The following is a 21,077-nucleotide window of genomic DNA, read 5'->3' on the forward strand; positions in this document are numbered from 1 at the left end:
TTCCGCCATGCCAGACAGCTTTCCTTTACCGAAAGACCGACGCCGACCATCAATCCGGCTGGCAATGCTATGCAGTCTGATGCTTCTTTCGACGGCAGGTTTCGTCGCTCTCGGCCTCTGGCAGGTGGAGCGGCTGTCCTGGAAACGTGACCTCATTGCTCGGGTCGATCAACGGGTCCACGCCGAGCCGGCCCCGGCCCCGACAGGAAGGGCAGTCCATGCCGCAGACGACGAATACCGCCGTGTAACGGCGACCGGCACATTGCAAAACAGCAAGGAGACGCTGGTCTATGCCTCAACCGAACTGGGTCCAGGCTTTTGGGTGATGACACCGCTGTCGCTTGGTGATGGCCAGACGGTCTTGATCAACCGCGGCTTCGTGCCGACCGACAGGCGCGATCCGCAAACCCGGCCGTCCGGCCAACTCTCCAGTCAGGTCACGATCACAGGGCTGATGCGGATCACGGAATCGAAGGGTTCGTTGCTACAATCGAACGACCCGGCCTCGGGGCGCTGGTACTCCCGCGATGTAGCTGCAATCGCGGCGGAAAAGCATGTGGCAGACGCTGCCGAGTATTTCATCGATGCCGACAACACTCCCAATCCCGGTGGTCTGCCGATCGGCGGACTGACACGCATCGTCTTTCCGAACAACCACCTCGTCTACGCGATCACATGGTTTGGCTTGGCGCTGATGGTGGCGGGCCTGCTGGCATTCGTGATCCGAAGCGAGGTTCGGACGCACCGGCCGTGGCAATCGTCCGGCTGATTGCCTCGGCAAGTTGTGCCTGCGAGAAGGGCTTGCCGAGACGCGGCAGGTCGATGAGGCCGCCGCCGGGCGGAATGTCGGCATAGCCCGTGGCAAGGATGATCGGCATGTGCGGCCAATCACGGCGGATCGCCTCTGCAAGCTCTGCACCCGTCATCCGCGGCATTGCGTGGTCGGAGATGACAAGGTTGACCTGTTCGCTGGAAAGGATGGCCAGCGCATCGGCGGCCGATGCCGCCTCTATGACGTCGTAGCCTAGGTCCTCCAGCATCAAAACCGTGTTCATGAGCACGAGACTGTCGTCGTCGACGGCCAGGATGCGCAGCGAGCGCGGAAGGCCGGGATGATCGGCCGCTTTTTCCGGGAGCTCTACCGGTGCGTCCTGTGCCAGGACCGCAGGGAACCAAAGCTCGGCGACCGTGCCTTCGCCGAGGCGGCTCTTCAAGACGAGCCGGCCGCCTGACTGCGCGGCGAGCCCTTGAACCATCGGCAATCCGAGACCGGTGCCTTTCCCGACACCCTTCGTCGTGAAGAAGGGTGTCGTCGCCTGTTCAAGTGTCTCTTCGTCCATGCCCTCTCCGCCGTCGATGACCGAAAGACAAAGATACGCACCGGGCGTAAGGATCCCTTCCCTTTCACCTACCGTCCGTTCCTGCGCTCTGACAGTGATTTTCCCTCCGCGGGGCATGGCATCACGCGCGTTCACAATCAGATTGAGGATTGCTGTTTCGAGCTGGTTGGGATCGGTGGCAATTGTTGGAACGCCCGGCAGCACTTCGATTTCCAGCATGGTCAGCGGCCCGAGCGAACGTTGCAGCATGTCGGCCATTCCGTCCATGAGCGCTGCAATCTCGATCGTCTTGACCGCCAGTTCCTGGCGCCTCGAAAAGGCGAGCATGCGCTGCGTCAAGGCAGCGCCGCGCTGCGCACCCTGGATGGCATTTTCGACGAGGGGCATCAGCTCCGGTTGTTCAGGCATCCGCTTCTTCAAAATCTCCAGGCTGCCGAGAACGGCCATCAGAAGATTGTTGAAGTCGTGGGCAATGCCGCCGGTGAGCTGGCCGATCGCCTCCATCTTCTGCGCCTGGAAAAGCTCTTCGCGTGCCTGATCGAGCGCACGTTGGATTTCGCGCTTCTCGGTCATGTCGCGGGTGATCTTCGCAAAACCAATTACTTCCCCGCAATCGTCCGTGATAGCGTCAAGGACCACGTTCGCCCAAAAGCGGCTGCCGTCCTTGCGCATGCGCCAGGCCTCCTTTTCGAAGCGGCCGTCGCGGCGGGCAATTTCAAGCGCACGTTCCGGCTCACCGGCAGCACGGTCCTCCTCGGTGTAGAAATTCGAGAAGTGCCTGCCGATGATTTCTTCCTGTGAATATCCTTTGAGGCGCTGAGCACCGACGTTCCAGGTGGCGACGTGACCCTCCGGACTAAGCATATAGATTGCGTAGTCGGTGATGGCATCGACAAGTAACCGCAAGCGGCCCTCGCCCGTGAGAGACGCACCAAATCGATCCATCACTTCCATAAGCCCCCGTGGGAAACACCAGTTTCCTAAACCGAAGGAGCCGCGAAATGGTTCCCACAAAAGTCCGAATAATTTCAAACAGCTCTGCTTCGAGGATAGAACTGCTCTCCTACCTTCTCCGCAGCCGCGTAGGCCTGGGTGACGATTTCAGGGACCAGATCGATATCCGGCAGACTGCCAAGGCCGAGCGGACCGACGGCGAAGAGGCCGTCCACCGTCGATCCGTCCTCGAGGCAGAGGTCGCCGCGCTGATCGACGGCAAGCCCCAGCGAAAGCTCGTCGGGCACGGCAAGGCCGGAGCCGATCAGGCTCTGCATCAAAGGCATCGCCAGATCAGGTGCCTTGCAGCGGCAGTCGAATACACGCTCCGCATAGATGACTTCCTCGACAATTGATCCGGCCGGCGTGAAGAAGATGCCGCTGAGCCCCCGGCGGCCGGCCGTGCCTCGACGAAGGATAGTATTGCCTTCGGCAAGCTCGCGTTTCAAGCGCAGATACATCGCTTCTGGCAGGCGGTTGCGGTGGCTGTCGTAGATGGCGCGCAGATGCCGGTTGAACTGGCGTTTCTGATCGGCCGGCAGCGAACGCCAGAGAGAGCGGGCATGTCTGCGCAGACCGTTCATCACCGATTGCCAGCTACGGCCCTCTTCTTCTGCCTCACGGCAGGCAGTGCGGATGAAGCGGACGATCTCGGGCAGCTTTTGCGGCAACGCCTCGGCCGGGAAAACCGGATCGGCGGAATTCGGTGTATGGCTCTGTGGCAGGAAACCATGCTTCGAGACAATCGTGATCTCGCCAGTGTAACCGCTATCGCGCAGTTGCAGCAACTGGTCGACCACGCGGATGCCGCTTCCAAGGAGAACAGCATGCGGCCGGGCGACGAGACGCTGGGCCCGCACCGGCGACCGATCCTCCGTCTCCGGCTCGGGCTCGGAAAGCCCGTAGCCGGTGGCCAGGACGACGGTATCGAAGAGCGGATTGGCTGGATGGGCGCTTTCAAGCAGAAAGCGGTTTGCATCGCTTCTGCGGATTGCGACGACCGGCTCGTGACAGACCTGTACGGTGATATCCTTGCGGGCTGCGAGCGCTTCTGAAAAGCGCTGATAGACGTAGTCGCTGAAAAGTGCCTTTGGAACGAAAATCTGGCGGAAACCCGGGATCGCGGCACGCACGGCAGCCCGGAATTCCGCGTTGCTACAGAGCCAGTCGTTGAAATCGTCGGCGTCGCCGAGCGACACCGAAAGGTCGCGCACGCGGGTATTGAGGATCGTCGAAGCGCGCGCCGACGACAGCGCCTGGCCCCCGCTGACCGAGGAATTCGGATCGAAAAGCTGAAGATGGAACGGCGTTCGCACCGTTTTCATCAAGGCGATTGCGCTCATCATGCCGGAAAAACCCCGGCCGACGATTGCGATACGAGGGACAGCCGAAACCCGTGCCGTCGTCTTGAACTTCGAAGCAAAAAGTCCCTGAACCGTCATCTCAACTCCCTTGCAGGATCAGCCCGCATCGTGTCTCGATCAAGGTTTTCAACGCAGGACAATGCGCCTGCGTTGGTGAGGTTCATGCGGCCGTCTGGAACGCTTGCCGCTCATCGAAGCATTGAGCTTCGTCAGAAACGAGGGAACATTGCCGTCGGCATAGTCTATCAAACTAGTCGTGTATGAAAGCCCTAAAATGGGAAGGTGGCAAGCGTTTTGTTCGGCATAACTGCAGACAAGTCAGCCACAGCGCTGAAACAAAAGAGAGATTTGTCCTTTCCACCGCGCCTTGTGCTGCCTTGTCTAAGATACCTGTTCGGACCAGGCGGCTATTTCACAACGCGATCGATCAGGAAATTGAAGAAATCGCTGTAGCGCGCCGGAATACGCTCTGCCCCCTCGAGAAGGGTCACGGCATGGCCGTTCCTTTCGGCGGTCTTTTGAAATTCTGCACCGAACTTCGGGCTGTGGACGAGCGCCATGTGATCGCTCGACTGATCCTGCAGCCCCCCCGAATAGAGGAGCACGATCGGCGGCGAGTCTGCGCGAACCAGATAGGAGGGTGACAGCGTCGAGATGTAATTCAGGAATTTATCTCTTTGCGCCAGAAAGGATTGGAAATCCGCTTCGGGCAGGCCAAAGGCATGGCCTCCATAATTGATGGATGGACCGACCCAATCGCGCATCTCAAAGGGATCGATCGTGGTTTGCGCATCGATGCCGCCGACCGCCTTGATCGCCTGCAGCGAACCGTCCTCATTGATCGACAATGCCAGCCATAGCGCATTGAAGCCGCCTGCCGAAGCGCCGTATATGGCAAGCCGTGTATTATCAATGCCAAGGCTCCCGCCATTCTTCAGGAGATATCCGTAGGCCGATTTGGTATCCTCAAGCGCGGCAAGCACGGGCGGGAATATCCGGTCGCGTTTTGCCTCGACCAGATTGCGATAGTTGATCGCAACGACCGCAACGCCCTTCGACAGCATATAGTCCCTGGCATTGGCCGCGAGATACTGCTTGTCACCATTCCACCATCCACCGCCATGGACATAGATGATCGCCGGAAACGGACCGGCACCGGGCGGTTTATAGATGTCCATCCTGTTGCGGGCGTCGCTTCCGTAGGCGATGTCCTTGAAGGCAGGACCGTCCCTATCAGTCGAGGCCAAAAGCTCGCAAGTTCCGGCCGCAAGTAAGAAAAATGCGAGCCCGGCTATAGCCAGCATCGCCGTGATACGCCTCGATAATCCGTAACTCATGCTGCAACCTCTCGCCGTCCGCCACGTGTGCTAAGATAAAAAGTTTACAATCCACGCGCAATATGGGTGGACAACGGAATTATATTAATAGTAATACGCTAAAGAAACAAATACTCGAAACTTATCCGGGACATATACTCCTTTTGGATGAGACTATGCCTGAACAAAAGCCTGCAACACATTATTACGTGGTAGATATAGTCAGAATTTATGCTGCTGCATTGGTTCTGCTATTCCACTTTTCAAGCTTCCAGCTTCCGCAAACTAGCGGGCCGGTGTTCGCCTTCCTCTGGCCATTCGATGGGGTTGGCAGCATTGGCGTTGAGATTTTTTTCGTGATTTCCGGCCTCGTGATCTCCATGAGCGCAGAAAGCGCCAGCGGCATGCACGGCGCTCTCCGTTTCATTCACCTGCGCGCCCTTCGAATCCTGCCGGCTTTGTGGATTTCCAGCGTGATCGGCTTTGCGGCCTTATCGCTGGCGGGCCAGGACATTACGTCTCTCGTCCCTCCCCTCATCCGTTCCTCGGTCCTTTCGCCGGTCGGGCCTTATATCGATGGCGTCGTATGGTCGCTGGTGGTCGAGGCTGCGTTCTACCTGACCGTCGGGATCACGATCGTCTTTGCGCCGCGTCTTTCTTTGGAAAACCTGGCGAAGATCATTTGCGCCGGAAGCTCGGTCTATCTCGTGGTATGGTCTGCGGCCTTTCTACTCGACAAGGAGCTGTTTGCGACGCTTTCGCGTTTCCCTTCGAAGGTCTTTCTCATGCGCTACGGCGTATTCTTCGCGCTGGGCATGTTGCTGTGGGCTCACCTGCGCGGCCATCGCTCCAAAGTCGCGATCGGCGCCCTGCTGCCAGCAGGTTTGATGTGCATTGTCGAGATATTCGTCGGCAGGGATCTCTTATGGGGCATCGGCACCGGGGCCTGTGTGGTGTGGCTGACGGCCACAGCCTTTATGGTTTTTTGCATCATGCATGCGGACGCATTCGAAACCCGGTTCACCCATCGGCAGCGGACAATATTCCGATATCTCGGAAGCCTGAGCTACGCACTCTACCTTAATCATTACACGTTCGGCGGCTTGATCGTCCAATCGCTGGCGACAGTGCTGCCGCCAGTCTCGCGGGTGTCTGTCGGTTTGCTGTTCTGCGCTTCGGTTTGCGCCGTCCTTTTGATGTCCTGTTTCGTCACGTCCGCAGAAAGGATCGTGAAGAAACCTCTAATGCTGCGGCGTTCGCCGCAATTGGGACCGAGCTGAGGGATTCGTCTCACTCACGAGAAAATAACCAACTGGTGAATTCTTTACTTGAACGCTCAGGTAGAATCGGCAAAACTAAGCGCGCTAATCAATCCCTTCATGGAATTGCCGTCTTTTCGGGCCAGCGTCCGAACCATACATCTATTTGGAATCAATACCGTGAGCAGCGATGCGTCGATACGCGCGACGAAGCCTTCAGCTTCGCTTGCGCTTGTGAATGCGGCAGGCTGGGGCAAGGGCCTTTATACGCTGGTCCGCATCACCGTCATGGCCTTTCGTCACCCTTGGCAAGCGGGTTTCGCCATCGGCGCAACCCTCATAGCATCCGCGTTCCAGCTTCTGATTCCGCGCCTGCTCGGCCAGGCGGTCGACCATACGCAGGTTGCACTGACCGGCGGAGCGGCCGGCCAGCTGGCGCAGGAGGCGCTGCTGACGACGGCGCTGCTTTTACTCGGTGCCAGCGTGCTACGCGGCGTCTTCACGATGGTTCAGAACTATTACAGCGAAAGCGTCGGCCACCACATGGGCTACGAGCTGCGGCTTGCCTGTTACGAGAAGATCCAGCGGCTCTCCTTCAGCTTTCACGACACGGTTCATTCGGGCGATCTGATCACTGTCGGACTGCTCGATCTCGAAGGCGTGCGAATGTATTTTTCGACAGCGCTTGTGCGTGTCTTCCTGCTTTCGACGCTGATCGGGATCGGTGCGTACATGCTGATTTCGGCCGATGTGGTTCTTGGCCTCCTGGCGCTGAGTTTCGTGCCTTTCGTCGGCTGGCGTTCCTCAGTGACGCAGCTGCGGCTGCGTGCCACGTGGCTCGACCTGCAGGAGCGGCTTTCGGTGCTGACCCGTATCATGGAGGAGAATCTCGGCGGCATCCGTGTCGTCCGTGCCTTCGCAGCGCAAGACCACGAGCTCTCCAAATTCGAAAAGGCATCGAAGAATGCGCTGACGCTTGCACACCAGCGTGTCGGTATCCGTGTTGCCAATACCAGCGCCATGACCTTTTCCTTCTTCGCTGCGATGGGCCTCGTGCTCTGGGTCGGCGGAGAAAAGGTAATAGCCGGCGACATCACCGTCGGCACGCTCGCTTCGTTCTTGACGTTCATGACCATCCTGCAAATGCCGGTGCGTCAACTCGGCCTGATGGTCAACGCCTTTGCCCGGGCATCGACATGCGGCACGCGCCTCTTCAATCTGCTCGACCTGGAGATCGCCATACGCAATGCCCCGGATGCGAAGGAATTGAAGGTGTCAGAAGGCACGCTTCGTTTCGAGAATGTCGCCTTCGCTTATCCAAGCTCGGACATGCATCAGGTGCTTCACGGCGTTTCCTTCGAAGCGCGGCGTGGTGAAACGGTTGGCATCGTCGGCCCGCCGGGCAGCGGCAAATCGACGATTGCCCATTTGATCCCGCGCTTTTATGACGTGACGAAGGGAAGGATCACGATCGACGGGCAGGATATCCGCAAGGTGACACTGCAATCGCTCCGCCGCGCAGTTGCCGTTGTGCAGCAGGATTCCTTCCTGTTCACGACAACCATCGAAAACAATATCGCCTATGGCGACCCGTGGGCCAAGGAGCCGCGGATCGAGCGCGCGAGCGAAAGCGCGCAGCTGCACAACTATGTCCTCGGCTTGCCGACAGGCTACGGCACGGTGGTCGGCGAACGCGGCATTTCGCTATCCGGCGGCCAGCGCCAGCGCCTTTCGATCGCGCGCGCGCTGATGCTGAGGCCGGCAGTGATGGTATTTGACGACTCGACGGCGGCGATCGACGCTGCCACCGAACAGCGCATCCGCGCCGCCATGCGCAAATACGCCGCCGACCGCGTGACGATCATCGTCGCCCACCGGCTGAGTTCGCTGATGCATGCCGACCAGATCCTCTTCGTCGAAGACGGCTGCATCGTCGAGCGCGGCACGCATGAGGAGTTGCTGGCCGCCGGCGGCCGGTACAAGGCACTTTACGACTTGCAGGTGCGGCCGGGCGACGACGCTTTGAGCGCGTAAGAAACCGGCGCAGGGAGGACTTCATGGCCGAGGAACTGGAAACCGAACGTTCCGACGTTCGCGAGGACGGACGCCGTCCGCCGCGGGCGGTCGTCGGCTCGCATCGCATTGAAGAGGAAATGTTCGGAAAGGCCTTCGACGGCAACATCGTCAAGCGCATCTGGGCTTTTGTCGAGCCATATCGCACGCAAGTCATGTGGTCGGTCGTAGCCGTGCTCGCCTTCACGGCGATGCAGCTGTTGATCCCCCTGATCATCCGCTACGCGATCGACCACGGCATGCAGCCGGGCGGGGATCGTTCCGCCCTCCTCTATTCGATCATCGCGTTTGTGATCGTGATCCTGATCAATTATGCGGCGAGCTACGCCCAGGAGACGCTGGTCGGCAACGTCGCCGAAGAGGTGCTCTTCGACATCCGCAAGGCAATGTTCTCCCATCTCCAGCGGGTCTCGCTTTCCTTCATGGACAAGACGGAGGTCGGACGGCTGATGTCGCGTCTTCAAGGCGACGTGAACTCCATGCAGGAGTTTCTCGAGACGTCAGTGCTTTCCGTCGGCGATATCGCCCTACTCTTCGGCATCGTTTTCGTGATGCTCTATCTCGACTTCAGGCTTGGCCTGCTGACGCTCTCCGTCTTGCCTGTCCTCTTCATCGTCCGTCTCTTCTGGCTGCCGCTGGCGCGCAAATCCTTCATGGCGGCGCACGAGACGAACTCGGTTGCGGCTGGTGCGCTTGCCGAGGCAATCCACGGCGTCCGCGCCGTGCAGAGCATGGATCGCCAGGGCGTCAATTTCACGCTCTATGACGACAAGGCGCACGCGAACCTCAAGACGCATCTGACGGCCGCCCGCTATGCACAGGTGATGGTACCGATCGTTGATTCTTTGACCGGCGTAGCAATGGCTCTCGTTATCGTCGTCGGCGGGGCGCGCGTCCTGAACCAGGCTCTCGATGTCGGGGTGCTCGTTGCCTTCCTCTTCTACATCCAGCGTTTCTTCGATCCGATCCGCTCGCTGACGCTGCAATATTCCGTCATGCAGCGCGCCATGGCGTCGGGTCAGAGACTGACGGAGGTTCTCGATGTCCCGGTAGAGATCAAGGATGCACCGAACGCCATGGCGCTTTCGAAAGACATGGACGGTTCAGTCGAATTCCGCGACGTCGTCTTCGGCTACAATCCGAAGCACCCGGTGCTGAAGCAGGTGAGCTTCAAGGTGAACCCCGGCGAAACAGTCGCCCTCGTCGGCCCGACCGGCTCAGGCAAATCGAGCTGTATGTCGTTGATCCACCGGTTTTATGATGTGCAGCAGGGCCAGGTTTTGGTCGGAGGGCATGATGTACGCCAGCTGACGCAGGATTCACTCGGCGATCAGATCGCCATGGTATTGCAGGAACCTTTCCTTTTCACCGGTAGCGTCTTCGACAACATTCGCTATCACAAGACAGAGGCGACGCGCGAACAGGTGATCGAAGCCGCCAAGGCCGTGGGTGCTCACGACTTCATCATGCGCCTGCCCGAAGGTTACGACAGCGTGCTCGGCGAGCGCGGCGGCAACCTGTCGCTCGGCCAGCGGCAGCTGCTCAGTTTCGCTCGTGCGCTCGTTGCCGATGCAAAGATCCTGGTGCTCGATGAAGCGACGGCGAATATCGACAGCTACACGGAAATGCTGATCCAGAAGGCGCTGGTTAAACTTCTCGAAAACCGCACCGGCCTCGTCATCGCCCACCGGCTGGCGACGATCCGGGAGGCCGACCGTATCATCGTCCTGCAAAATGGCGAGCTCATCGAAAGCGGCGATCACCGGCAGCTGATGACGAACGGCAAACTCTATTCGCGGCTCTACAATCTGAACTATGCCTCCTTCGACGATATTCCGGAGGAGGTTTTGGAAGAGACGGCCCTCAGCAGTTCGACGACGTGACCGCAACTGTCTAACGACGACGCTCCCCGGCAGCCACCGTGTCATATTGTCCGCCTTGAGCGGCGATGATCAGGGCGGGCAGGCTGGCGGCGGAGTTGCGCGCGTGGTCGATGACCTCTTGGAGACTGGCGGCATGCCGGAAGGATGGCTCCTGTCCGACGCCGGTCCTCACGGCCTCGGCGAACCGCTCGAAGTTCGTCGCAACGGGTTCAACCTGCACCCGCCGCCAGATCGCCTTGTCGGCATCCGCGCCGGCGCAGATTCTAAGCGTCGCGCCGTTCGGCGTGTCGGTGACTTCGATTGCCCCCCTGTCGCCGTGGACCCGCAGCCGTAGTTCGTTCAGGTGTCCAGTCGCCCAGCGGCTGGCATGGATGACGCCCAGAGCGCCGTTCTGCAGCTCGGCCATCATCACGAAGCTGTCGTTGGCGTCGAGCTCGTATTCGCCAATCCTGTTACCCGGCGCCTTTTCGAAGGTCTTCAGTTGCGCAGCCGCGGTCTTGATATCGCTTCCCGCCCCGTAAACCACGAAATCGAGGATATGAATGCCAATGTCCCCGAGAACGCCGTTCGACCCATGCTTGCTCGACAGGCGCCAGAGCCATTGCGGCTGCGTCGTCCAGTCGCCCCAGGCCTTCGACACGAGCCAGCTCTGAAGGTAGGAAGCCTCGAAGTGCCGGATCTGACCGATATCGCCGTTCAGCACCATTTGCCGAGCCTTCTGCAGCGGAGCGACATTGCGATAGGTGAGGTTCACCATCGTCATCTGCTTCGACCTCTCGGCGGCGTCGGCCATTTCTGCAGCCTGGGCGAAATTCTCAGCCAGCGGCTTTTCGCAGAAGACATGTTTGCCGGCTGCAAGCAGGGCCAAGGTCGTGGCATAGTGCACGCGGTCCGGCGTGACATTGGTCGCTGCGTCGAATTCGCCCCAGGCAAGCGCATCCTCCAGTGAATTGAAGGTGAGCGGAATATTGTGCCGGGCGGCAAAGGCGCGCAGGCGCACATCATCACTATCGACCGCCGCGACGATCTCCACGCCTGCGATCTCCGAGAAACTCGTGGCATGGGTGTTCGCCCACCAGCCAGTGCCAAGTATGATCAGCTTCATTGTTGCCTCCTTGTGCTTGCACCCGACCAGACGGGCACGTTGGCATTTGCGCCCGGCCCTCGGTCATGCTTCATCAAGGCGGGACTTCAACATCCGGCCATACGGCCCTTTGGACGGGCCGCATGGGGCTTCGTGCGGCAAGCGCTTAAACCGCGATCGGCAGCACCTCCACGTTGCCGGCGCCTTCCGGTCCGGGCGTCATGCCGACCTCCTCCGACAGCAGATTGAGCTCACGGCGCTCCTTTTCCGAGACGATCGCGAGATCGATGACCTTCTGCAGGTTAGCGGCATGACGGAAATTCGGATCAAGCTGCTTGCCGGTCGCGACCGCTTCGACAAAACGCTGATAGTTGGTCGGCACCGGCGCAACATCGATATCGGCCCAGGTCGCCGTCTCGATGTTCTCATCAAAGCAGCCGCGCAGCTGCGAGCCGTTCGGCCGGTGAATGACCTCGAGGCTGCCCCGTTCACCGTAGATGCGAAGCTTCAGCTCATTGAGATGACCCGTCGCCCAGCGGGTCGCGTGAATGACGCCGAGCGCACCATTGGCGAAGTCGACAGACATCGTGAAGCTGTCGTTGGCATCGAGCAGATACTCGCCGATCTGGCCACCTGGCGCCTTGTTGAAGGTCTTGAGCCGCGCAAAGACGTGGTCGATATCGGTTGCCGCGCCATAGGCGGCGAAGTCGAGGATATGGATGCCGACATCGCCAAGCACACCGTTCGAGCCGTGACCGGTCGAAAGCCGCCAGAGCCAGCGCGATTCCGTGCGCCAATCCCCCCAGGCCCGCGACACCAGCCAGCTCTGCAGATAGGATGCTTCAACATGCTTGATCGTACCGAGTTCACCGGCGAGCACCATCTCGCGAGCCCGCTGCAGCGGCGCGACGTTGCGATAGGTGAGGTTGACCATATTGATCACTCCGGCCGTCTCCGCGGCAGTCGTCATCTCCAGAGCGTCAGCGTAGTTTTCGGCCAGCGGCTTTTCGCAGAAGACGTGCTTGCCGGCGGCAATCAGCGCCATCGTCGTCGGATGATGGATTCGGTCTGGGGTTACATTGGTGGCGGCATCGAAATCTCCCCAGGCGATTGCTTCCTCAAGCGCGAGGAAACGTTTCTCAATGCCGAAATGATCGGAAAATTCGGCAAGGCGTGACGGATCAGTGTCGACAGCGCCGACGACCTCGACGCCTTCGATCAATTTGAAATGACTGACCTGGCTCTTCGCCATCGAGCCTGTACCAAGAACAAGAAGTCTCATCCTTGCCCCCTCAGCGATAACCGGCTTCGCCGGCCTGGTGCAATTTCGGGCCGCGCTCCACAATCGGTTCGTGCGCCTTCTCCACCGGAACGTTCGGGGCATCGGTGATGGTCTTGAGGTCGCCCTGCGGGTTATGAGCCCATTTGACAGCGTTGATCAGCACCTTGCGGATATTGGGGTCGTGATAGGTCGGATAGGTCTCGTGACCGGGACGGAAATAGAAGATGTTGCCCGCCCCACGCCGCCAGGTCATCCCGGACCGGAACACCTCACCGCCCTGGAACCAGGAGATGAACACTGTTTCCAGCGGCTCGGGAACCGAAAACTGTTCGCCGTACATCTCCTCGTTTTCAAGGACGAAGTTCTCCTCAAGGCCGGCAGCGATCGGATGGCGCGGATTGATGGTCCACAGCCGCTCGCGTTCGCCTGCCTCGCGCCATTTCAGCGCGCAGGGTGTTCCCATCAGCCGCTTGAAGATCTTCGAAAAATGTCCGGAATGAAGCACCAGCAGGCCCATGCCTTCCCAGACCCGCTTGGCGACGCGTTCGACCACTTCGTCGGAGACTGCGCCATGATCCTTGTGGCCCCACCAGGTGAGGACATCGGTTTCGGCAAGCCGCGCTTCCGACAGGCCGTGCTCCGGCTCCTGCAGCGTCGCGGTCGTCGCCCTGATTGCCGGGTCGCTGTTCAGCGCAGCGGCAATCGTGGTGTGCATGCCTTCGGGATAAATTTCCCTGACGACGGCATTGGTGTTCTCATGGATGTTTTCACCCCAGACAATGGTGCGAATAGGCACGGTCGTTACTCCTTGCGATGTGAAGAGGACCGAGCCTGGGAGGTGGATCGATCCTTGGTGGATAGTCAGGCAGCGCGCATGGATGCCTTCGCAAGCGCGCGGCCAGATTGGTCAAAACGGTGTATGTGGCCGGCTACTGGCGCAACGCCGAGCTTCTGGCCCGGCTCATGGCCGGAAACGCCGGTCTCACGCACGATCAGCGGCTCATCTGCACCGATGTCCAGATAGACAAAGCTGTCGGAACCGAGGATCTCCGAATGAATGACGGTTCCGTTCCAGACTGCCGCTTGCGGCGTGATCCGGATATGCTCTGCACGCACGCCGATCGTATGGGTATTATAGGGCTGCGCCAGGCCGCCGGACAGGAAATTCATCTTCGGCGAGCCAATGAAGCCGGCAACGAAGATTGAATTCGGGCTCTCGTAAAGCTCAAGCGGCGTGCCGATCTGCTCGACAACGCCGTCCCTCAGCACGCAGATACGGTCGGCAAGCGTCATGGCCTCAACCTGATCGTGCGTCACATAGATCATCGTCGTGTTGTGCATGCTGCGGTGCAGCTTGGCGATCTCCAGCCTTGTCGCCACGCGCAGGGCGGCATCGAGGTTCGACAGCGGCTCATCGAAGAGGAAGACCTTGGGATCGCGAACGATCGCCCGGCCGATCGCGACGCGCTGACGCTGCCCGCCCGATAGCTGACGCGGCAGACGGTCCAGATAGGGCGATAGCTGCAGCATGCCGGCGGCTTGCTCCACCCTATGCCGGCATTCATCCTTCGTCCGTCCCGCAAGCTTCATGCCGAAGGCCATATTGTCGAAAACCGTCATATGGGGATAAAGCGCATAGGATTGGAACACCATGGCGATCCCTCGCTTCGACGGCGCACGCTGGTTTACCACCTCGTCATCGAAGGAGAGCGTGCCGGACGTAATGTCCTCAAGGCCCGAGATGAGGCGCAGCAGCGTTGATTTGCCACATCCGGAGGGACCGACGAAGACCATGAACTCGCCGCGGCGGATGTCCATCGTAACACCCTTGATGACCTCGAAGGCGCCGAAGCTCTTGCGGATATTGTCTAGGCGTATCTGTGCCAATGGTCTACTCCCTCAACCCTTAACGCCGCCGGCGGTCAGTCCCGAGATGATCCGGCGCTGGAATATCAAGACGAGAACAACAACCGGCACGGTGACGATGACCGACGCCGCCATGATGTTGCCCCAAGGAATTTCAAATTGGCTGCCGCCCGAAAGCAGGGCAATGGCAACCGGCACGGTCCGCTGCGCATTCGATGATGTGAACGTTAGCGCGAAGAGGAATTCGTTCCAAGCGGTGATGAAGGCAAGCAGGCCGGTTGTCACAAGCGCCGGCCACATGAGCGGCATGAAGACCTGGGTGATGATGACCCATGGCGAAGCACCGTCGACGATCGCGGCCTCCTCGATCTCGATCGGCAGGTCGCGCATGAAGGTCGTCAGTACCCACACGGTGAACGGCAGTGTGAAGATCATGTACGAAAAAATCAGCGCGAAAGGCGTGTTGAAGATGCCGATCCACCGAATGAGCTCGAAAAGGCCTGCAAGTACGGCGATCTGCGGGAACATCGACACTGAAAGGATCGTCAGCATCAGCAGCGCCCGGCCGCGAAAATTCACTCGCGCCAAGGCGAAAGATGCGGTGATCGAAAGCAGCAGCGACGCGGCAACCACGATCAAGGCAACCATTATGGAATTTCCAAGGCTTCGGACAAAGCCGCCCTGGTTCATCACCGATGTGTAATTTCCGAATGAAATCGACCTCGGCCAGTAATTGACTTCGAAAAGCGCCGTGCCGGTTTTGAGACTCGTGAGGATCGCGTAGTAGAAAGGAAAAACGGCAAGAAGGACGATCACAGCGACGAGCAGGTAAAAGACCGTATTCTTCGTGATCTGCAAGAGCATCAACGGTCCTCCCCACCGAGTTTGACGCGCCCGAACCAGATGTAGAGTACGGTGACGGACGCGATGATGAGGAAGAGAACTGTCGAAGCGGTTGCGCCATAGGCGAACTTGTCAAAGTCGAACAGGTTCTCACGCGCCATGACCGACATGGTCTTGGTCTGGGCATTGTTGGGCGTCAGCACATAAATCAGATCAAAGATGCGCATCGCATCCAGCATCCGGAAGATCACGGCGACCATAATGGCCGGCCGGATCAGCGGCAGCGTCAGCCGCCAGAAGACCTTGACGGGATTGACCCCGTCGATCCTGGCAGCCTCGTAGATATCCGCCGGTACCATCTGCAGTCCGGCAAGGATCAGAAGCGCCATGAAGGGCGTCGTCTTCCAGACGTCGACTATCAGAACCGCAATCATTGCCGTTTCCGGATTGGCAGTCCAGGCGATCTTTTCGCTGATGAGGCCGACACCAAGGAGGATATCGTTCAAAATGCCGAACTGGTCGTTGAGCATCCAGGCCCACATTTTTGCCGAAACGATCGTCGGAATTGCCCAGGGAATTAGAATTGCAGCGCGCACAATGCCGCGCCCGGCAAACTGTGCGTTCAGGACCAGCGCAACGATAAGGCCAAGCGTCGTCTCGGTCATGACCGAGACCACCGTGAATTTGGCGGTGTTCCAGACGGCGCTCCACCAGACGGGATCGGCAAGCAGCCCACGATAGATGGTTCGCCCGCTCTTCAGCGTGACCCAGGACAGATAATTGCCGAAACCGATGAACTGCGCATTGCCAAGATCGGTCAGCGACGCATTCGTGAAGCTGAAATAAATCGTTCTAAACAGCGGCCACCCGGCCACCACAGCCAATATTAAAAGCGTCGGCGCCAGAAACAGCCAGGCCGATCTGACACGCTCGGAGCGCAATTCGCTCGCCGACCTCAAAGCGGAGGCTGGCGGTTTGAGCGCTTGTGAAACTGCGATTTCGCTCATGGAAAGGCTATCCGTGCTCGAGACATCTGAAGCGGGACCGGCGGCCTGCCGGCCGCCGGTCCCGCTCATCACCAGTTATCGCCCTTAAGGGTCGTCAGGTCGGCCTCGAGAAGCTCAAGGTTCTCAGCCGCGGTCCCGTTGCCGGACAGCGTGTTGTGTACCGCCGTCCAAAACTTCGACGACACTTCGTTGTACTTCACCTTGGCTGTCGCCGAAGGACGCGGTACGGCATCCTGGAAGATCGGCTTCCACTCCGGCATGAAAGGCTGCGCGGCAGCGACATCCTTGTCGTCGTAAAGCGCCACCAGGGTTGGCAGATTGGAAAGTTCGATGGCACGTGCCTTTTGAACGTCTTTCGACGCCAGGAACTTGACGAGCTCAATGGCCGCCTGCTGCTCGTCAGAATATTTCGAAACTGCGAGATTCCAGCCGCCGAGCGCTGAAGACGGCTTGTCGCCGAGCGCGGCGACGGGAAGCGTCGTTACGTCGAACTCGCCCTTCACCGCGCTATCGGCGCCATTGCCGAGCGAGTAGGCATAGGGCCAGTTACGCATGAAGACGGCATTTCCGGTCTGCCAGACGCCGCGCGACTCCTCTTCCTGATAAGCGAGCACGCCAGGCGGGGAGATCGTGCCGACCCAGCCCTTCGCACGGTCGATTGCGGCTGCTGCCTTTTCATTGTTGATCGAGATCGTGCCGTCCGGCTCCACGATCTGCCCGCCGCCGGAGGATTTCACCCATTCCAGCGCATTGCAGGTGAGGCCTTCATAGGAATTCCCCTGGAAGACGAAGCCCCACATGTCCTTTTGACCGGCCGCGCGTTCCTTTTCCTGGATCTCCTTGGCGGTCTCGGCAAGCTCGTCCCAGGTCTTCGGCGGCTGCTTACCGTATTTCTCAAGCAGGTCCTTGCGATAATAAAGCGCCGGCGCATCGGTATACATCGGCAGCGCCACGAGACGGTCGTTGACCGTCTGCGATGCGATGATCGAAGGAAAGAACTGCTCGACGACGTCCTTGGCAGCTTCCTTCAGGTCCACGAACTGATCGGCAAGCTGCGGTGCCCAGATGACGTCGGTCTGATAGACATCGACGTCCTTGTTGCCGGCGGCAAGCCACAGACGGTACTGCGAGAACTGTTCAGAACTCGACGACGGCATGCTCACGATGTTGACCTTGTGGCCCGTCTTCTCTTCGAAGACGGCAAACTGCTTGCGGAAAAACTCGAGGTTATTGCCCGTCGAACTCGCCGCGAAGGAAAGCTCGGCTGCAGCCGCAAGATTCAAGGTACAGATCATGCTCACCGCCGAAACGGCGGCCATCAAACGATATTTCATGTCATCCTCCCGTTGCCAGACGAAAAATTGAAATCGATTTGGCTAGACGGAACATTACAAAAGTTTTTTCAACCGTCAAGAGCGCCACCTCAGAGATCCACAATGTCGCTAAATTTCTATTTTTATGTTTTATATCAACTATTTAAACTCTTAAATTAGATGATCAGAGCAACTGATCGTTCCTCATTATTGGCTTTAAACAATTGAAACCGATTTCAAATACCCGCAGTTGGTGATAGACGAGATTGCCGAGCGCTCAACAATCCGTCATTGATCCGCGCGGATCCAACCTCACGTGTTCGAATGAAGCTCAAGGAATTCGCAAAACAAGTCGGCCTGTCGCCGACAACGGTAAGCCGAGCGCTGAGCGGCTATCCGGAGGTAAGCGAGACGACCCGCGCACGCGTCGTTGCGGAAGCCCTGAGGCTCGGCTACCGGCCGGACGTCAACGCCGTCCGGCTGAAGACCGGCCGCGTCGGCGCGATCGGGGTCATTATGGGACGCTCCGGTGAATTCCACTTTGCCGAATTCATGGCCGGCATGGCGGAGAGACTGGCCTCGGAGGATACTGATATCCTGGTGATCCCGATGGCCGATCGCGATCTTAACGAGGAGATGCAGACCTATAGACGGCTTGCCGAAAGCCGGCGCGTCGATGCAATTATCGTCCACTCTCCGAAACCGAACGACCCGCGCATCGAGCTTCTGGACAGGCTCAAAATTCCTTTCTTCGTGCATGGGCGATCGGATATCGCCGTTCCCCATGCATGGCTGGACATCGACAATGAAGGGGCAATCCGCCGGTCGACGGAGCATCTGCTCGACCTCGGCCACCGCAGGATCGCGATGATCAACGGCCGCAAAGGACTGACTTATTCCATCCACCGCGATATCGGCTTCCGCAAGGCCTTCGAGGGGCGGGCTCTTGAGCAGGACGCACAGCTGATCGCCCATGACACATTCACCGACGAGCTCGGCTTTAGACATGCCCGCTTTTTTCTGGAGAGTTCCAATCCGCCAACGGCCTTCGTGGCCGGTTCGATGATGACAGCACTCGGCGTCTATCGCGCCGTCCGATCCCTCGGCCTCGCTATCGGCGAGGACGTCTCTGTCATCGCCCATGACGACGTGTTTCCCTACCTGACGGCGGAAAACATGGCACCCTCACTTTCGGCAAGCCGATCATCGATGAGAGCAGCAGGCGCAAGGTGCGCCGACCTGACCTTGCAACTGCTGGCGGGACGCTCGGTTTCAGATATTCATGAATTATGGCCTGTCGAACTCAATTTGCGGGAATCGACGCGTCCTGTAAGGCGATGAGTGCCCGCCTATTAGGCAGATGCATGCCGCAAATGCACTACTGATAAACTATTGAAATACATCCATATTCGACATTTTTTTCGTTGACGTTTCCGGCGTGTTTCACATAGCATTGCCCCCGCGATATTCACCGTGCTTACCCGATCCAGCGCCCGCAACGCATTCTATAACTCAATGGGGAATTGATTAATGAAATCAACACTCAAGAGCGGCCTTTTGGCACTGGTCGCAACAGCGCTTCCAGCCGCCGCCTATGCCCATCCCGTCGCCGGCGAAGCAGCAGGCTTCGCGCATGGCTTCACCCATCCCGTATCGGGTATCGACCATGTCCTTGCGATGATCATGGTTGGCGTTTTTGCCTATCAGCTTGGCGGTCGCGCAACTTGGCTTGTCCCGGCAACCTTCGTCCTTGTTATGGCCCTCGGCGGCGCGCTCGGTGTTGCCGGAATCGATATCCCATTTGTTGAAGCGGGTATCGCGTTATCGGTGGTCCTTCTCGGCGCGGTCGTGGCGTTCAACGTCAAGGCCCCAGCAGCCATTGCGATGGCCGTGGTCGGGCTGTTTGCGATCTTCCATGGCTATGCCCACGGCACCGAAATGCCGGAAAGTGCTGCGGGCGCTGCTTACGGGGGAGGTTTTTTGATCGCGACCGCTCTTCTGCACGCTGTCGGACTCGGGCTTGGCTATGCGATCGGCCGCATCGGCGAACGCCGAGGCTTCATCGTCACGCGCCTTGCCGGCGGCCTAGCCGCTATAGCAGGCGTCGGCATCCTCGCCGGCATGATATAATCGTTCGACAAACACCAAAAATGTAAGAGGGGCGATCCGTCTATCGCCGCTTATTCTCACCGTGTTCTCAAACGCGGCTCTGGTTATTCGGCAGCCGTCGGGCGCAGCACGCCGCGCCGGATCTGGTCAGCCTCGATCGATTCGAACAGAGCGCGGAAGTTTCCTTCGCCAAAGCCTTCGTCGCCCTTTCGTTGAATGAACTCAAAGAAAATCGGTCCGATGACGGTTCGCGAGAAAATCTGCAGCAGGATGCGGGTCGTGCCGCCATCCAAGACGCCCTCGCCGTCGATCAAAATGCCATGCTCTTTCATCCGTTCGATCGGCTCCTCATGGCCGTGTACGCGCTCATGCGAGAGTTCGTAATAGGTATCGGGCGGCCCGGGCATGAATTTCAGGCCGTTTTCGGCGAGTTTGTCCGTCGCGTCGTAGATTGCCTCCGTACCAACGGCGATATGCTGGATGCCCTCGCCCTTGTACTTGCGCAGATATTCCTCGATCTGGCTGGTGTCGTCCTTGGACTCGTTCAGCGGGATGCGGATCTTGCCGCAAGGAGACGTAATTGCCCGGCTCATCAGCCCGGTAATGCGGCCGTCGATATTGAAAAAATGGATCTGGCGGAAACCGAAGAGCTCGCGATAGAACTCCCACCACTTGTCCATATTGCCGCGATAGACATTGTGGGTCAGATGATCGAGGTAGTAAAAGCCAACGCCTTTCGGCTTCGGGTTGCGTTCACCCAGCCATTCGAACTCTGCATCATAGGGCGTGCCCTTCTCGCCGTAAGTTTCCACAAAATAAAGCAGCGAACCGCCGATGCCCACGATGGCCGGGATATCGACGGCCTTGTCCTTGCTTTCATACGGCGTCGCCCCCTTTGAAACCGCGTGGTCGAAGGCATGTTTGGCGTCGGTGACACGCCAGGCCATGGAGGGCGCGCAAGGGCCGTGTTCGGCGACGAAGCGCATGGCATGGCTGCCGGGCTCGGCATTGAGCAGATAGTTGATATCGCCCTGGCGCCAGACGGTAACGTCCTTCGTGCGGTGCTTTGCAACGCAACTGTAGCCCATGCGGATAAAAAGCTCGCGCAGTTTTTCCGGCTCCGAATGGGCGAATTCCACAAATTCGAAACCGTCAGTGCCGGCCGGATTGTCGGCAGTGATGCCTGTCGGCGGCGCGTCGTGCGGATAGGGGCCCATCGTTCTTTCCTCCAACCAAGATCCTGGATGGCATTATGACGGGATTTTTACGCATGGTGCTTGCATTCACGCGCAGTTCTAGCGATTCAATACATGTTTCATGCAAAAAAATGGGAGAACGCGCACAA

At 58.9% G+C, this 21,077-nt stretch carries 16 protein-coding genes and 1 pseudogene; 6 read left to right on the forward strand and 11 right to left on the reverse strand.

Translation table 11 applies throughout. The annotated features are described in order from the left end of the window. Positions 1-79 precede the first annotated feature (79 nt). Positions 80-769 (forward strand): SURF1 family protein, encoded by a 690-nt coding sequence (locus ISN39_RS28790; RefSeq protein WP_246763460.1) that lies wholly within the window; start codon positions 80-82, stop codon positions 767-769. On the opposite strand, the pseudogene ISN39_RS28795 reads toward ISN39_RS28790, so the two are convergent. From ISN39_RS28795 to ISN39_RS28805, 3 genes and pseudogenes are all read right to left on the reverse strand, one after another. Next, positions 672-2,255: pseudogene (locus ISN39_RS28795) on the reverse strand (ATP-binding protein); the annotation flags it as partial. The gene ISN39_RS28790 and the pseudogene ISN39_RS28795 sit on opposite strands and share 98 nt — an antisense overlap. Positions 2,256-2,368: 113 nt before the next feature. Next, positions 2,369-3,775: an FAD/NAD(P)-binding protein gene (locus tag ISN39_RS28800; protein ID WP_194731405.1), complete on the reverse strand. Its 1,407-nt coding sequence runs from the start codon at positions 3,773-3,775 to the stop codon at positions 2,369-2,371. Positions 3,776-4,104: 329 nt separating this feature from the next. Beyond that, on the reverse strand, positions 4,105-5,034 hold the full coding sequence (locus ISN39_RS28805) for an alpha/beta hydrolase (RefSeq protein WP_194731406.1): 930 nt from the start codon (positions 5,032-5,034) through the stop codon (positions 4,105-4,107). Positions 5,035-5,096: 62 nt separating this feature from the next. Between ISN39_RS28805 and ISN39_RS28810 the strand changes: the two genes are divergently transcribed. The 3 genes from ISN39_RS28810 (at position 5,097) to ISN39_RS28820 (ending at position 10,228) form a co-directional block, all read left to right on the forward strand. Further along, positions 5,097-6,293, forward strand: a complete 1,197-nt coding sequence (locus ISN39_RS28810) for an acyltransferase (RefSeq protein WP_194731407.1) — start codon at positions 5,097-5,099, stop codon at positions 6,291-6,293. A 159-nt stretch (positions 6,294-6,452) separates the two neighbouring features. Beyond that, positions 6,453-8,306: an ABC transporter ATP-binding protein gene (locus tag ISN39_RS28815; RefSeq protein WP_194731408.1), complete on the forward strand. Its 1,854-nt coding sequence runs from the start codon at positions 6,453-6,455 to the stop codon at positions 8,304-8,306. A gap of 23 nt (positions 8,307-8,329) precedes the next feature. Continuing rightward, positions 8,330-10,228, forward strand: coding sequence for an ABC transporter ATP-binding protein (locus ISN39_RS28820; RefSeq protein ID WP_194731409.1), 1,899 nt, complete (start codon positions 8,330-8,332; stop codon positions 10,226-10,228). Positions 10,229-10,238: 10 nt separating this feature from the next. Here the strand turns inward: ISN39_RS28820 and ISN39_RS28825 are convergent, their stop codons facing one another. From ISN39_RS28825 to ISN39_RS28855, 7 genes are all read right to left on the reverse strand, one after another. Then, positions 10,239-11,333 carry a Gfo/Idh/MocA family oxidoreductase gene (locus ISN39_RS28825; protein WP_194731410.1) on the reverse strand — a complete coding sequence of 365 codons (1,095 nt, stop codon included), beginning with the start codon at positions 11,331-11,333 and terminating at the stop codon, positions 10,239-10,241. A gap of 145 nt (positions 11,334-11,478) precedes the next feature. Continuing rightward, positions 11,479-12,594 (reverse strand): Gfo/Idh/MocA family oxidoreductase, encoded by a 1,116-nt coding sequence (locus ISN39_RS28830; protein WP_194731411.1) that lies wholly within the window; start codon positions 12,592-12,594, stop codon positions 11,479-11,481. A gap of 10 nt (positions 12,595-12,604) precedes the next feature. Further along, the gene (locus ISN39_RS28835; RefSeq protein ID WP_194731412.1) at positions 12,605-13,390 is read right to left on the reverse strand and encodes a ThuA domain-containing protein; all 786 of its coding nucleotides are present in this window, start codon (positions 13,388-13,390) and stop codon (positions 12,605-12,607) included. 65 nt (positions 13,391-13,455) lie between these two features. After that, entirely contained in the window at positions 13,456-14,481 is a 1,026-nt protein-coding gene (locus ISN39_RS28840; protein ID WP_074071560.1) for an ATP-binding cassette domain-containing protein, read from the reverse strand. Between the two features lie 12 nt (positions 14,482-14,493). Beyond that, entirely contained in the window at positions 14,494-15,324 is an 831-nt protein-coding gene (locus tag ISN39_RS28845; RefSeq protein WP_194731413.1) for a carbohydrate ABC transporter permease, read from the reverse strand. After that, complete coding sequence (locus ISN39_RS28850) at positions 15,324-16,310, reverse strand: sugar ABC transporter permease (RefSeq protein ID WP_194731414.1); 987 nt, start codon at positions 16,308-16,310, stop codon at positions 15,324-15,326. Before ISN39_RS28850 ends, ISN39_RS28845 begins: the two co-directional genes overlap by 1 nt. A 68-nt stretch (positions 16,311-16,378) precedes the next feature. Next, positions 16,379-17,644, reverse strand: a complete 1,266-nt coding sequence (locus tag ISN39_RS28855; RefSeq protein ID WP_194731415.1) for an ABC transporter substrate-binding protein — start codon at positions 17,642-17,644, stop codon at positions 16,379-16,381. A gap of 303 nt (positions 17,645-17,947) precedes the next feature. Here ISN39_RS28855 and ISN39_RS28860 point away from each other — a divergent pair, with 303 nt between their 5' ends. Together ISN39_RS28860 and ISN39_RS28865 are read left to right on the forward strand one after the other, a co-directional pair. Next, a complete protein-coding gene (locus ISN39_RS28860) occupies positions 17,948-18,964 on the forward strand; it encodes a substrate-binding domain-containing protein (protein WP_074071557.1) in 1,017 nt (338 codons plus the stop codon). A 189-nt stretch (positions 18,965-19,153) separates the two neighbouring features. Then, positions 19,154-19,753, forward strand: coding sequence for a HupE/UreJ family protein (locus tag ISN39_RS28865; protein WP_194731416.1), 600 nt, complete (start codon positions 19,154-19,156; stop codon positions 19,751-19,753). Between the two features lie 83 nt (positions 19,754-19,836). On the opposite strand, the gene hppD is transcribed toward ISN39_RS28865, so the two are convergent. Further along, a complete protein-coding gene (gene hppD, locus ISN39_RS28870; RefSeq protein WP_194731417.1) occupies positions 19,837-20,949 on the reverse strand; it encodes a 4-hydroxyphenylpyruvate dioxygenase in 1,113 nt (370 codons plus the stop codon). Positions 20,950-21,077 lie beyond the last annotated feature (128 nt).

The sequence above is a fragment of the Rhizobium sp. 007 genome (genome assembly GCF_015353075.1).
Lineage (GTDB): Bacteria > Pseudomonadota > Alphaproteobacteria > Rhizobiales > Rhizobiaceae > Rhizobium.